Source organism: Serratia surfactantfaciens, from assembly GCF_001642805.2.
Lineage (GTDB): Bacteria > Pseudomonadota > Gammaproteobacteria > Enterobacterales > Enterobacteriaceae > Serratia > Serratia surfactantfaciens.
Genome location: NZ_CP016948.1, coordinates 2,039,623 through 2,052,677 on the forward strand (window position 1 = coordinate 2,039,623; position 13,055 = coordinate 2,052,677).

The 13,055-nt window shown below is 59.8% G+C and carries 11 protein-coding genes; 5 read left to right on the forward strand and 6 right to left on the reverse strand.

All coding sequences use genetic code 11. From position 1 onward, the window contains the following. Positions 1–40 precede the first annotated feature (40 nt). From ATE40_RS09645 to ATE40_RS09655, 3 genes are read right to left on the reverse strand one after another with little or no spacing between them, the layout of a single operon-like run. Positions 41–364 carry a YdbL family probable chaperone protein gene (locus ATE40_RS09645; RefSeq protein WP_015377995.1) on the reverse strand — a complete coding sequence of 108 codons (324 nt, stop codon included), beginning with the start codon at positions 362–364 and terminating at the stop codon, positions 41–43. Positions 365–372: 8 nt separating this feature from the next. Further along, a complete protein-coding gene (locus ATE40_RS09650) occupies positions 373–570 on the reverse strand; it encodes a YnbE family lipoprotein (protein WP_004930472.1) in 198 nt (65 codons plus the stop codon). After that, complete coding sequence (locus tag ATE40_RS09655; RefSeq protein WP_063919554.1) at positions 567–3,179, reverse strand: YdbH family protein; 2,613 nt, start codon at positions 3,177–3,179, stop codon at positions 567–569. The genes ATE40_RS09650 and ATE40_RS09655 overlap by 4 nt, the downstream gene beginning before the upstream one ends. A 468-nt stretch (positions 3,180–3,647) precedes the next feature. Here ATE40_RS09655 and ATE40_RS09660 point away from each other — a divergent pair, with 468 nt between their 5' ends. Both ATE40_RS09660 and hslJ read left to right on the forward strand, forming a co-directional pair. After that, positions 3,648–4,640 (forward strand): 2-hydroxyacid dehydrogenase, encoded by a 993-nt coding sequence (locus ATE40_RS09660; RefSeq protein WP_019452652.1) that lies wholly within the window; start codon positions 3,648–3,650, stop codon positions 4,638–4,640. A 51-nt stretch (positions 4,641–4,691) separates the two neighbouring features. Further along, the gene (gene hslJ / locus ATE40_RS09665; RefSeq protein ID WP_063919555.1) at positions 4,692–5,120 is read left to right on the forward strand and encodes a heat shock protein HslJ; all 429 of its coding nucleotides are present in this window, start codon (positions 4,692–4,694) and stop codon (positions 5,118–5,120) included. Between the two features lie 28 nt (positions 5,121–5,148). Here the strand turns inward: hslJ and ATE40_RS09670 are convergent, their stop codons facing one another. Continuing rightward, positions 5,149–5,403 (reverse strand): DUF333 domain-containing protein, encoded by a 255-nt coding sequence (locus tag ATE40_RS09670; protein ID WP_015377999.1) that lies wholly within the window; start codon positions 5,401–5,403, stop codon positions 5,149–5,151. A 499-nt stretch (positions 5,404–5,902) separates the two neighbouring features. After that, a complete protein-coding gene (ssmE, locus tag ATE40_RS09675) occupies positions 5,903–6,235 on the reverse strand; it encodes a multidrug efflux SMR transporter SsmE (RefSeq protein ID WP_025159776.1) in 333 nt (110 codons plus the stop codon). Positions 6,236–6,483: 248 nt separating this feature from the next. Here ssmE and nifJ point away from each other — a divergent pair, with 248 nt between their 5' ends. The 3 genes from nifJ (at position 6,484) to ATE40_RS09690 (ending at position 11,727) form a co-directional block, all read left to right on the forward strand. Continuing rightward, positions 6,484–10,017, forward strand: coding sequence for a pyruvate:ferredoxin (flavodoxin) oxidoreductase (gene nifJ, locus ATE40_RS09680; RefSeq protein ID WP_063919556.1), 3,534 nt, complete (start codon positions 6,484–6,486; stop codon positions 10,015–10,017). Between the two features lie 227 nt (positions 10,018–10,244). Continuing rightward, positions 10,245–11,183, forward strand: a complete 939-nt coding sequence (ttcA, locus tag ATE40_RS09685; RefSeq protein ID WP_063919557.1) for a tRNA 2-thiocytidine(32) synthetase TtcA — start codon at positions 10,245–10,247, stop codon at positions 11,181–11,183. A 145-nt stretch (positions 11,184–11,328) separates the two neighbouring features. Further along, entirely contained in the window at positions 11,329–11,727 is a 399-nt protein-coding gene (locus ATE40_RS09690) for a VOC family protein (protein WP_063919558.1), read from the forward strand. A 218-nt stretch (positions 11,728–11,945) separates the two neighbouring features. On the opposite strand, the gene zntB is transcribed toward ATE40_RS09690, so the two are convergent. Then, positions 11,946–12,929 carry a zinc transporter ZntB gene (gene zntB, locus ATE40_RS09695; RefSeq protein WP_063919559.1) on the reverse strand — a complete coding sequence of 328 codons (984 nt, stop codon included), beginning with the start codon at positions 12,927–12,929 and terminating at the stop codon, positions 11,946–11,948. Between the last annotated feature and the right edge of the window lie 126 nt (positions 12,930–13,055).

The following is a 13,055-nucleotide window of genomic DNA, read 5'->3' on the forward strand; positions in this document are numbered from 1 at the left end:
CTATCCGTATCTCTTGGCGCGCCAGACGGCGCGCTTTTTTTTATTTCTTCAGCCACTGGCCGTTGATGCCGCGCACATACTCGCCGCTCTGCGCACGCGTCACCAGCTTCTGCCCGGCCATGCGTGCCACTTCGTCGACGGCGATATGGTTGCCGTCCGCCACTTCCTGATACTTCTCGGCGCGGCCGGCGTTGATGCGCTTCACCAGCGCCAGCGTTTCCGCATCCTGTTTCACCGGCGCAATATAGCCGCTCAGGGTTTCGCCCACCCGCCCTTGCTGCTTCGCCTCATCCAGCGTCAGTGCCATCGCCACGCTGCTGAACAGCCAGGCGGCGCCAGCCAGCCACACATAACGTTTTTTCATGTCGGCTCCTAGAACAGACCGCTTTGGGTTTTCAGCAGGTTTTCGACGTCCTTATCCACCTTGATATGAATCTCATGCTCGATCTTGACGTTCATATTGATGGTGATCGGATCCTTCGGCGTCGCCACCTCGATGCGCGGCACACAGCCGCTCAGCAGCGAAACGCACAGCACCGCTGCCAGCGCCGACACACTCATGATTTTCATTGTTGTTCCCCAGGTTGTGAGAGGGCCTGCTCCAGCCACTCCTGTAAATTGTCGCCGAAGCGCAAACTGCGCCACAGCTGAAACACGTTTTCCTGATGGCGATAGTTCAGGATCACCTCGCGCTTGGCGCTCTTCTGCGGGTTAATGCCGTCGATACGCGCGCTCAGCGTCAGCTCGCCCAGGTTATCGAGATCGACCCGGGCGTGCGAACGGTTGATTTCCATGTAGCGCAGCCAGTCGATCGCCGCGCCGGTCGCCAGGTTATTGCTGCCGATGGCGTCGGCCATGTCTTTGTCCAGCCGCAGCGTCAGTGTGCCGGCGTTGGCGATCCAGCCGTTTTGCACCAGCCATTTCGGGTGGTTCAGGAACAGCGGCAGCTCGCCGTCGACCCGGCCGGACATCGCGAACTGCTTGGGTTTCAGGGCGGTGAACAACGCGCTGAGATCGACCTTGTCCAGCTTCAGCACCGCGGCGTCATGCTGCGGCAACCGCAGCGCCGACAGGCTGATATGGCCGTTGAGCATGTCCACGCCGACGTTGCTCAACGTCAGCGGCCGCCCTTCGCTGTAAGGATAGGTGCCCTGCAGATCGGCGGAAATGTTCTGCATCTCGAACAGGTTGGTGAAAGACTTGATGCGCAGCGATACCGGCTGTTTAGCCCCCAATTGCCACTGATGCTGCTTGAACCGGTACGACAGGATGAAGTCCAGGCCGCTCATTTCCCCGTCTTTCAGCCACATGCCACCGTTTTTCACCACCCAGTGGCCACCGGCCTCGAACCCTTGTTCGCGGGCGGCGGAGAACGCCGACTGGGCGTAAAATTCGCCGTCGCGCAGCGTGAGATTAAGATCCGGCGCCAGCAGCGGCTGGAAGACCTTCAGCGACTGTTTCGGCCACCAGCCCTCACCGCGCAGGCGTTCGCCGTCCCAACGGCCGCGCAGCGCGATCGGCCCGATCTGCTGCGCCTGCAGTTTGCCCTGCAGCTGGAAACTGTCCGGCGAACGGCCATTCAGCTGCAGCGCCAGCACCGGCGCCGGCAGATGGCCGCCGTCGCTGAAGCTGACCTTATCCGCCGCCAGTTGTAATTCGCCGTTGAACTGCGGGTTTTGTTCATCACGCTGCCAGCGCAGCGGCTGATTGAGGCTCAAGCGCGGCGCGGCGACCGTCACCAGGCCATACTTCAATTTATCGAAGCCGGTGGAAAGCTTGTCGAGCACCAGCTCGCTGTCCTGCCAGCGGCCGCTGCCGGCCACGTCCCAGGCGGCCTGCAGCGGCGGCAAACGGCCATTACCCCAGTAACGCCATTGCCAGTCGCCCTTGTCTGGCCAGAAATCCTGCGCCTGGCCATCCAGGTGCAGCTTGAAACGCCCCCAGTAACTGTCGCTGGCGCTCAAAATCGCCTGCAGACGGCCGGTGATACCGGCGGCGGTCACTTTCACCCCCGCCAGCGGCAAGCGCGCCTCGTCCAGCTTCATTTCCGGGGACACTTTGCCCCACAGGCGCAGCAGCGAGCCCGGCTGCAGCACCAGCGTCGGGTTGAGAATGCTGCCGCCGATCACACCCGGGATCGACGCCGTGGTGGAGAAGTCGGCCAGATTGGCCTGGCCGGTCAGTTGGAAACGCAGATCGCTGTCGGTCAAGCCTACCTTGCCCGGCCCGAGGGTCAGCACCGCATTGCCCTTGCCATTGTGGCCGGCGGTGATCACGTTCAGTCGCGCGCTGATCTCTGTTTCATCCAGCCCTTTGCTCCAGTCGTGCAGCGCGACGCTCAGGCCGCCGTTCAACGGTTGCCCGCTGTACGGCCAGCGCCACTCGCCCTGCTTGATGCTGACGCGCTGCGGCGTCACTTCCCACGGCAACACCGCCAGCGGCCGATCGTCGCCTTTTTCGCTCACCGTCAACACGCCCTGCTGCTGTTGCCAGCGCATGTCCAGCAACACCGGTTTTTCCAGATAGGCGGTCTGCATTTCCCCCTGCAACGCGCCCTGCGACGGCAGGCTGGCCAGATCCAGCGGAATGGTTATCTTGCCGGCGAGGTGCAGCGGTTGCGCACTGTTGGGCGGGAGGACGGTCAGGCTCTGCAACGTCAGCTGCTGTTTTTCATCCAGTTGCGCCTCGGCGCTGAGATTCGGCCCCTGATAATGCAGGCGTTGCCCATCAGTGCCGGAGGTAAGCTGCAGTTTGCCGGCATAGCGCTGCCAGGGAATGAGCGTCAGATCGTTAATCGTGAGATCCAGCGGCGGCAGCTGCCGCTGCAGCTGGTCGAGCGCCAGCGGCGTGCTGTTGTCGTCGCCGCCCGGCAGTTTTGACAAACAGGCGCTATCGACGCTGACCTTATCGCTCGACAGCTGCCAGCGGCCTTGCCGGTAAGCCAGTCGCGTCGGCCCGACGTTGGCCAGCAGGCAATCTTGCGCGCTGAAACGCGCCCCCGCCAACGCCAGACCGCCCTGGCGCCAATGCAATCCGCCCTGCAATTCCAGTCGGCTTCCCGCCGGCAACCAATGCGATAACACCCCCGGCAGCCAGCGCGGCAAGGTTTGCCACAACGCCAGCACCAGGATTGCGCCGCCCGCCACCGTCCCTATGAATACTTTCAATCGCCTGGTCATTAAATGATTGCTTCGTTCCTGAGTTAGGCATTCGTTAAGTCTATGCCTGAATTGACAATAATGATGGCACGAATTTGACATAGGGTGAAGCTGAGCGCGGTCGCAGAGGCGATTTGCACCTTTTTGGCGCAAACGTATGCGGGATTGTAGATTTTCGTTACATATACATCACATGAATGAGACAGTTTTCAGACTTTTGTTATTGTCGTTACCGTTGATGATTAATAGTCTTGCAAGCATTCTAATAAAAGTTTAGCTGCTAGCTAACTGTGTACTAGAGAAGCCATTCCCCACACCCCCGTGGGGATTTTTTTGTCACTCGCCACCACCGTCGCCTTCCCTTCACCGTACCAAGCCCCCAGCGCAGCCCGACAGCGGCGATTTTGACCCTGTCGGAAATGGCTAACCAATTGTCGAATTTACTAAAATCTGTTAAATTGATCACAAAATCACGGTGGAGAAACCACGATGAAATTGGCGATATACAGTACCAAACAGTATGACCGTAAATATCTCGAACTGGTGAATCAGCAGTTTGGCTATGAGCTGGAATTCTTCGACTTTTTACTCAGCAAAAAAACCGCCAAAACGGCCGCCGGGTGCAAGGCGGTGTGTATCTTCGTCAACGACGACGGCAGCCGTGAAGTGCTCGAAGAACTGGCGGCGCTGGGGGTCGAGATCCTCGCCCTGCGCTGCGCCGGCTTTAATAACGTCGATCTGGACGCCGCCAAAGAACTGGGCATCAAGGTGGTGCGCGTGCCGGCCTACTCGCCGGAGGCCGTGGCGGAACACACTATTGGCATGATGATGTGCCTGAACCGCCGTATTCACCGCGCCTATCAACGCACCCGCGACGCCAACTTCTCGCTGGAAGGGCTGATCGGTTTTAACATGCACAACCGCACCGCCGGCGTGATCGGCACCGGTAAAATCGGCGTGGCGACGATGCGCATTCTGAAAGGCTTCGGCATGAAGCTGCTGGCCTACGATCCATTCCCGAGCGAACAGGCGCTGGAGCTGGGTGCAGAATATGTCGATCTGAAAACGCTGTACGCACAGTCCGACGTGATCACCCTGCATTGCCCGCTGACGCCGGAAAACCACCATCTGCTGAATGCCGACGCTTTCGCGATGATGAAAAACGGCGTCATGGTGATCAACACCAGCCGCGGCGCGCTGATTGACTCGACCGCCGCCATCGACGCGCTGAAGCAACAGAAAATCGGCGCGCTGGGGATGGATGTCTACGAGAACGAGCGCGACCTGTTCTTTGAAGACAAGTCTAACGACGTGATTCAGGATGACGTGTTCCGCCGCCTGTCGGCCTGCCATAACGTGCTGTTCACCGGCCATCAGGCCTTCCTGACCGAAGAGGCGCTGACCAGCATTTCGCAAACCACGCTGCAGAACATCAGCCAGTTGGATCGCGGCGAAACCTGCCCGAACCAGTTGAACGCCTGAACCTGATCTCAGGGCGCCGCCAAGGCGCCCTGTTTATTTGAGAGAGCGACGATGAGAAAAGTCACGACGACCGCCCTGGCGGCGTTGGCCTTAGCGGGGTGCAATATGAAACCGCACGCGACCGTCACGCCCGGCGACCTGCTGCATCATAATTTCGTGTTGCAGAGCGTGGATGGTGAAGCGGCAAAAGCCCCAACGGGCAGCGGCCTGCTCAATCTGGAGTTCGGCGAGCACCTGCACGTGTCCGGCACGATGTGCAACCGCTTCTTCGGGCAGGGGCAATTACGCGACGGTGTGCTGACAGTGAAACCGCTGGCCACGACGCGCAAGCTGTGCCCTGATGCGCAGCGCAACCGCTGGGATCACGTCATCGGCGCCGTGCTGGAAAACGGCGCCGACGTGACGCTAAACGCCCAACGGCTGACGCTGAGCGGCAGCGGCCACACGCTGGTTTATACCCTGCGCGACTGGGTGTATTGACCTGCGCGCCGGGTCAGGCGCCGCGGGCTTATCCGGCGCAGCTGCCCAGGCCCAGCGTGCGTTCCTCACACTGTTTGCCGTTCGGCATCTGGCACATGCGCAGCGCTTCGCCGTTCAAGTTGTGCGCGATGGTGGTGACGCCGCCGACCGCCGCGCAACCGGCGCTGGTCTGCAACGTATTGATTCTGGCACTGTTACCCTGCTGTACTGGCTCTTCGTTATTGCTGCTGCAGGCGGCTAAAAGCAGCACGGCGCTGGCAAGCAGCCATTTTGATGTCGTCATTATCCCACTCCTGAACCCGGAACTGCGCTGTGTAAAATCGCCATTGCTGATAACGCGCGTCACTTGGCGGACACGTTTCGCTATCTTTGATGCAAACTTGTTTAATCTAGCTCGATATATAAATAATGAAAATATATTCCGGCCATTATTTATCGTTTTTTGCGCCGGCCGGACATTTATTTTGTTTGCAGAATATTTCCGCCGCGGCGCGAAGCGCCAAACGTGACGGCGCCACCCGCGGTCTGGGCCCGGAGGCAGGCAGAAAGTGATAACGTCACCGCTGCCGGCTGCGCCGCTTTTAGCGGCGATATGGGTATTAATTAGCCCCGCGTGCTTTCGCCATGACGGCGCATTTTTTGCTACCGGAGAGAACGATATTTACGTCTATGCTGACGGCGCTAACTAATTAGCATTCCACTATTTTCAGTGAATGATGGCTGAATTCTTCAACCGGCGCGGCTCGCTGTCACGCCGGCTTTTTTTTACATCAAAATAACACTCAGTGCACCGAGGCTTTCGACAGTAAATTAATCACCAGCACGCCGGCAATAATTAATCCCATGCCGACGATCGCCGGCCAATCCAATTTTTGCTGATAAACGAATACCGCAGCAACCGACACCAGCACGATCCCCATGCCCGACCAGATCGCGTACACGATGCCCAACGGCATGCTTTTCACCACCATCGACAGCCCCCAAAATGCCACGCCGTAGCCCAGCACTACCAGCAACGACGGCCACAGGCGGGTAAAACCCTCGGAGGCTTTCAACATGGTGGTGGCGATCACTTCTGCGACGATCGCCATCGCTAAATACATAAATGCGCTCATGGTTTTCTTCTGTCAGTTTACCGATAGGCAATTATGACCCGCCGGAAATAAATTGTCTTTAAACGGCGAAAACAATTTATTGGCGTGACGTTTCTCCACAGGGAAAATAGCCGCCCCCGGCCGCATTGCCGATTTATCGCTCGCCACACAAATGCGATAAAGCCACGTTCAAACCCTCTGTTAGACTTTTTTCCATTACTGCGAAAGCGTGCTTTCGCGGCTTTGTGAGCAATGAAAAGGTAACATCGATGATAACTACAGATGGTAATAATGCAGTCGCTTCCGTGGCCTATCGCACCAACGAAGTGATTGCCATCTACCCTATCACGCCGAGTTCTACCATGGCTGAGCAGGCGGACGCCTGGTCCGGCGATGGCCGGCAAAATATCTGGGGCGATATCCCCCGGGTGGTGGAAATGCAGTCGGAAGGCGGCGCGATCGCCACCGTGCACGGCGCTTTGCAGACCGGTGCGCTGTCGACCTCGTTCACCTCATCGCAGGGTCTGCTGCTGATGATCCCCACGCTGTACAAACTGGCCGGCGAGCTGACGCCATTCGTACTGCACGTCGCCGCGCGCACCGTGGCTACGCACGCGCTGTCGATCTTCGGCGACCATTCGGACGTGATGGCGGTACGCCAGACCGGCTGCGCCATGCTGTGCGCCGGCAGCGTGCAGGAAGCGCAGGACTTCGCGTTGATCTCGCAGACCGCCACCCTCAACGCGCGCGTGCCGTTTATTCATTTCTTCGATGGGTTCCGCACCTCGCACGAAATCAACAAGATCGTGCCGCTGAGCGACGATACGCTGCGACAAATGCTGCCGCAGGGAGCGATCGACGCTCACCGCAGCCGGGCGCTGTCGCCGGATCATCCGGTGGTGCGCGGCACTTCCGCCAACCCGGATACCTATTTCCAGTCCCGCGAAGCCACCAACCCGTGGTATGACGCCACCGGTCAGCACGTGATCGCGGCCATGGAAGCCTTCGCCGCCCTCACCGGCCGTCACTATCGGCCGTTCGACTATTACGGCCATCCGCAGGCCGAGCGCGTGGTGGTGGTGATGGGGTCCGCCGCCGGCACCTGCGAAGAAGTGATCGACACCCTGCTGACCCGCGGCGAGAAAGTCGGCGTGCTGAAAGTTCGGCTGTTCCGGCCGTTCTCCGCCAAACACCTGCTCGGCGCGCTGCCCGACAGCGTGCGCAGCGTCGCGGTGCTCGACCGTACCAAAGAACCGGGCGCGCTGGCCGAACCGCTGTATCTGGACGTGATGACCGCGCTGGCGGAAGCCTACAGCCAGGGGGAGCGCGCCACGCTGCCGCGGGTGATCGGCGGCCGTTACGGGCTGTCGTCGAAAGAGTTCGGCCCGGACTGTGCGCTGGCGGTGTTCCGCGAGTTGGCGCAGCCGCAGCCGCGCCCGCGTTTCACCGTCGGCATCTTCGATGATGTCACCGGCCTTTCGCTGCCGCTGAGCGACGAAATCCTGCCGCAGCGCGCCTCGCTGGAAGCACTGTTCTACGGTTTAGGCAGCGACGGCTCGGTCTCGGCCACCAAGAACAACATCAAAATCATCGGCAACGCCACGCCGCTGTATGCCCAGGGCTATTTCGTCTACGACTCCAAAAAGGCCGGCGGCCTGACGGTATCGCACCTGCGCGTCAGCGAGCAGCCGATCAACTCGGCCTATCTGGTCAGCCGCGCGGACTTCGTCGGCTGCCACCAGCTGCAGTTTATCGATAAGTACCAGATGGTCGAACGCCTGAAGCCCAGCGGCACCTTCCTGCTCAATACCCCTTACGGCGCCGACGAGGTCTGGTCGCGCCTGCCGCAGGAGGTTCAGGCACTGCTGCACCAACGCCAGGCGCGTTTCTATATCATCAACGCCGCCAAGCTGGCGCGTGAATGCCGGCTCGGCGCACGCATCAACACCGTGATGCAGATGGCGTTCTTCCATCTGACGCAGATCTTGCCGAGCGACGTGGCGCTGCAACAGCTGCAGGACGCCATCGCCCGCAGCTACAGCAGCAAGGGCCAAGAGATCGTCGAGCGCAACTGGCAGGCGCTGGGCGCCACCCGCAGCGCGCTGATTGAAATTCCGCTGCAGCCGGTCGACGGCAGCAGCCCGATGCGCCCGCCGGTGGTCTCGGACGCCGCCCCGGACTTCGTCAAAACCGTTACCGCGGCGATGCTGGCCGGGCTGGGTGATGCGCTGCCGGTTTCCGCCTTCCCGCCGGATGGCACCTGGCCGGTGGGCACCACCCAGTGGGAAAAGCGCAACATCGCCGAAGAGATCCCGGTCTGGCAGCCCGATCTCTGTACCCAGTGCAACCACTGCGTCGCCGCCTGCCCGCACTCCGCCATTCGCGCCAAGGTGGTTCAGCCGGCCGAGATGGAACACGCGCCCGCTTCTCTGCAGTCTCTGGATGTGAAAGCGCGCGATATGCGCGGGCAAAAATACGTTCTGCAAGTGGCACCGGAAGATTGTACCGGCTGCAACCTGTGCGTCGAGGTCTGCCCGGCGAAAGATCGCCAGAACCCGGAGATCAAGGCGATTAACATGGCTTCGCGCCTCGATAATCTGACGGCGGAAAAAGACAACTACGACTTCTTCCTGCAGCTGCCGGAAATCGATCCGGCGCAGCTGGAGCGCATCGACATTCGCACCTCGCAACTGATCACGCCGCTGTTCGAGTACTCCGGCGCCTGTTCCGGCTGCGGCGAAACGCCGTACATCAAACTGTTGACCCAGCTCTACGGCGATCGTTTGCTGATCGCCAACGCCACCGGCTGCTCGTCAATTTACGGCGGCAACCTGCCGACCACGCCGTATACCACCAACGCCGAAGGGCGCGGGCCGGCGTGGGCCAACTCGCTGTTCGAGGACAACGCCGAATTCGGCCTGGGCTTCCGCCTGACGGTCGATCAACATCGCGCGCGGGTGCTGCGCCTGCTGAACGCGCTGGCGCCGCAGCTGCCGGAGCAGTTGGTCAACGCTCTGCAGATGGCCGACGTGGCGCCGGAGCCGCGCCGTAAGCAAATCGCCGAATTGCGCACGCAACTTGCGAGTATTGAAGGCGCAGACGCGCGTCAGCTGGCGGCCGATGCCGACTATCTGGTGGATAAATCCATCTGGCTGATCGGCGGTGACGGCTGGGCCTACGACATCGGCTTCGGTGGTTTGGATCACGTTCTCAGCCTGACCGAGAACGTCAACGTGCTGGTGCTCGACACCCAGTGCTACTCCAATACCGGCGGCCAGCAGTCGAAGGCCACACCGCTCGGCGCGGTGACCAAATTCGGCGAACACGGCAAACGCAAGGCGCGCAAGGATCTGGGCGTCAGCATGATGATGTATGGCCATGTCTACGTCGCGCAAATCTCGCTGGGGGCGCAGCTCAATCAAACGGTGAAAGCGATTCAGGAAGCCGAGGCCTATCCGGGGCCGTCGCTGATCATCGCCTACAGCCCGTGCGAAGAGCACGGCTACGATCTGGCGCTCAGCCACGATCAGATGAAACAGCTGACCGCCACCGGCTTCTGGCCGCTGTACCGCTTCGATCCGCGCCGCAGCGCCGAGGGCAAGGCCGCATTGGCGCTGGACTCCCGGCCGCCGAACAGCAGCCTGGCTGAAACACTGCTGAACGAGCAGCGCTTCCGTCGCCTGAACTCGCAGCAGCCGGAAGTGGCCAGCGCGCTGTACCAGGCCGCGGAGAAAGAGCTGAAGGAGAAATACGACTTCCTCAGCCTGCTGGCCGGCAAGGCGGAAAAATCCGCCGCCGAGTAACCCCATCAGGGCGCGAGCGATTCGCGCCCTGTTTTTTACCGCTGACGCAAGCCGTAGCGATAAAACCTGCTGGCATTCCTGCGCGCAATCCGTACCATACAGGCCTCGCGTCGGGTGTATGGATGCATGATGATGAATAATGATCAAAATCGACCGGTTGAATGGTAAACTTGCGGTCTAAAACGCCATGCCCCTAGTGCCCCCCATTGAGAATGAGCACGATTTAAATGTCAGAAAAGCAATCCGTTAGCCAAAAAGAGCAATACAACCTGAACAAATTGCAAAAGCGCCTGCGCCGCAACGTGGGCGAAGCGATCGCCGATTTCAATATGATTGAAGAAGGCGACCGCATCATGGTCTGCCTGTCCGGCGGCAAAGACAGCTACACCATGCTGGAAATCCTGCGCAATCTGCAGCAGAGCGCGCCGGTCAACTTCTCGCTGATCGCGGTAAACCTCGATCAGAAGCAACCCGGCTTCCCGGAGCATATTCTGCCCGCCTACCTGGAAAGCCTGGGGGTGGAGTACAAGATCGTCGAAGAGAACACCTACAGCATCGTCAAAGACAAGATCCCGGAAGGCAAAACCACCTGCTCACTGTGCTCGCGCCTGCGCCGCGGTATTCTGTACCGCACCGCCACCGAGCTGGGTGCCACCAAGATCGCGCTGGGTCACCACCGCGACGACATTCTGCAGACGCTGTTCCTCAATATGTTCTACGGCGGCAAGATGAAAGGCATGCCGCCCAAGCTGATGAGCGACGACGGCAAGCACGTGGTCATTCGCCCGCTGGCCTATTGCCGCGAGAAAGACATCGAGCGTTTCTCGATCGCCAAAGAATTCCCGATCATCCCATGCAACCTGTGCGGCTCACAGCCTAACCTGCAGCGCCAGGTCATCGGCGATATGCTGCGCGACTGGGACAAACGTTACCCGGGCCGGTTGGAAACCATGTTCAGCGCCATGCAAAACGTGGTGCCTTCGCATCTGAGCGATATCAACCTGTTCGATTTCAAAGGCATCCAACACGGTAGCGCCGTGGTGGACGGCGGCGATTTGGCCTTCGATCGTGAAGACATTCCGATGCAGCCGGTCGGTTGGCAGCCGGAAGACGTGGATGACGCAGCGCCTGCGCCGGAGCGTTTGAACGTGCTGGAAATCAAATAACGCCCTTCGCCGCTTGCCCCCTGCAAGCGGCGACATTTCTCTCTCTCGACGCTCTCGATCCTGTTCACAGTTTGCGCAAATTTTACTGGGCTGTGCCGTTTTTACCCTATACTGTGTATTTATACAGTCATATGAAGATCGCGCAATGAATATCACCCCCTGCCTGTCCCACGTCTCGCTTGGCACCAACGATTTCGCTGCCGCCGCCGCCTTTTACGATCGCACGCTGGCCGCCCTGGGTTGCCGACGCGTGCTGGAGCATCCCGGTGCTATCGGTTATGGCCGCGACTACCCGGAGTTCTGGTTGCAGGTGCCGATCGACGGCCACCCCGCCTCGCTCGGCAACGGCACGCACGTCGGCTTTTTCGCCACCAGCAAGCAACAGGTAGATGAGTTCCATCGCCAGGCGCTGCTGGCCGGCGCCGTCGATGAAGGCACGCCCGGTTCGCGGCCGCACTACGGCGAGGCCTACTACGGCTGCTTTGTCCGTGATTTGGATGGGCACAAGATTGAAGCCAGCTTCTGGGATGAAAGCGCAGCCTGAGGAAGCGAGAAAGTGGAATAAAAAAATGCCGGTGATTAAACCGGCATTGTACGAATCAAATGTGCTATGCAGTAATTCAAAAATAAGAAAGTAAGACAATTATGGAGCGCAACGCCCATCGCTTGACGTTGCATTCACCTGCGAGAGAGATCATGCCCCATTTGCCCCGGCTAAATGTTGATATTGCTCAATGTTAACCGGGTTTTCATCATTTTTGCCTATAGCCAGCGGCTGCGCTTCAGCCACCAGGCTACGCCTCCTACCAGCGCCAACAGCATCAGGCAGAAGGTACCGAAACCAAATGACGCCGTGTTGCCCGGGATGCCGCCCAGGTTGACGCCGAACAGCCCGGTCAGGAAGGTGGTGGGCAAAAATACCATCGCCAACAATGACATGGTGTAAGTGCGGCGGTTCATCGCGTCGGCCATCACCGTGGTGATTTCGTCGGACAATATGGCGGTGCGCGCGATGCTGCCGTCCAGATCGTCCAATCCCCGCCCCAGCCGATCGGCGATGTCCTGCATGCGGCGGCGATCGTCATCGCTCATCCACGGCAGGCGGTCGCTGGCCAGCCGCGCGAAGACGTCGCGCTGCGGCGCCATGTAACGACGCAACACGATCAGCTGTTTACGGATCAATGCCAGCTGGCCGCGCTCCGGCACCTGCTGCTCCAGCAATGCGTCCTCCAGGTCGATAATCCGGTCGTGCAGATCTTCGATGAATTCGCTGGTATGATCGGTCAACGCATCGGAAATTTCCACCAGCCAGTTGCCGCTGTTGGTTGGCCCGGCGCCGCTTTGCAGATCGTTCACCACCTGATCGATGGAATAGACCTTGCGATGCCGGGTGGAGAGAATCAGTTTGTCGGTGATGTACACGCGGATGGTGACCAGCTGATCCGGCCGCGAGTTGGCGTTGAAGTTGATGCTGCGCAGGGTGATCATGGTGCCTTCGCCCTGGCGACTGACGCGCGGCCGTGAGCTTTCGCCGGAGAGCGCTTCACGCACCGAGTCCGGCAATAACGGTGTGGTGCTCAGCCATTCGGCGCTGGCCGGCTGCGCGTAATCAAGATGCAGCCAGCACGGTGCGTCGCAGGTAATCTTGTCATCCTGCTCGATCGACGTTACGCCCCCCTTACCGTCCAACTGGTAGGCGTAAACCGCATCGGCGACCTGCAGCTCGCTCCCCTCAATCACATCCATTCATTTATCCCCTCAAGTCTTGCTTATGTTGCTGAGTCTAGCGTTAACGCCTTGGAGATCAAAGGCCAAGCTGTAACGCCAGTTTGCACAACGAACGAAAAGCGTGCTCTATACTTCAGTCGAGGA

Excerpts from the sequence above, each read along its gene's own strand:
- ATE40_RS09645 (WP_015377995.1), bottom strand. The coding sequence starts at position 364 with ATGAAAAAACGTTATGTGTGGCTGGCTGGCGCCGCCTGGCTGTTCAGC.
- ATE40_RS09650 (WP_004930472.1), bottom strand. The coding sequence starts at position 570 with ATGAAAATCATGAGTGTGTCGGCGCTGGCAGCGGTGCTGTGCGTTTCG.
- ATE40_RS09655 (WP_063919554.1), bottom strand. The coding sequence starts at position 3,179 with ATGACCAGGCGATTGAAAGTATTCATAGGGACGGTGGCGGGCGGCGCA.
- ATE40_RS09660 (WP_019452652.1), top strand. The coding sequence starts at position 3,648 with ATGAAATTGGCGATATACAGTACCAAACAGTATGACCGTAAATATCTC.
- hslJ (WP_063919555.1), top strand. The coding sequence starts at position 4,692 with ATGAGAAAAGTCACGACGACCGCCCTGGCGGCGTTGGCCTTAGCGGGG.
- ATE40_RS09670 (WP_015377999.1), bottom strand. The coding sequence starts at position 5,403 with ATGACGACATCAAAATGGCTGCTTGCCAGCGCCGTGCTGCTTTTAGCC.
- ssmE (WP_025159776.1), bottom strand. The coding sequence starts at position 6,235 with ATGAGCGCATTTATGTATTTAGCGATGGCGATCGTCGCAGAAGTGATC.
- nifJ (WP_063919556.1), top strand. The coding sequence starts at position 6,484 with ATGATAACTACAGATGGTAATAATGCAGTCGCTTCCGTGGCCTATCGC.
- ttcA (WP_063919557.1), top strand. The coding sequence starts at position 10,245 with ATGTCAGAAAAGCAATCCGTTAGCCAAAAAGAGCAATACAACCTGAAC.
- ATE40_RS09690 (WP_063919558.1), top strand. The coding sequence starts at position 11,329 with ATGAATATCACCCCCTGCCTGTCCCACGTCTCGCTTGGCACCAACGAT.
- zntB (WP_063919559.1), bottom strand. The coding sequence starts at position 12,929 with ATGGATGTGATTGAGGGGAGCGAGCTGCAGGTCGCCGATGCGGTTTAC.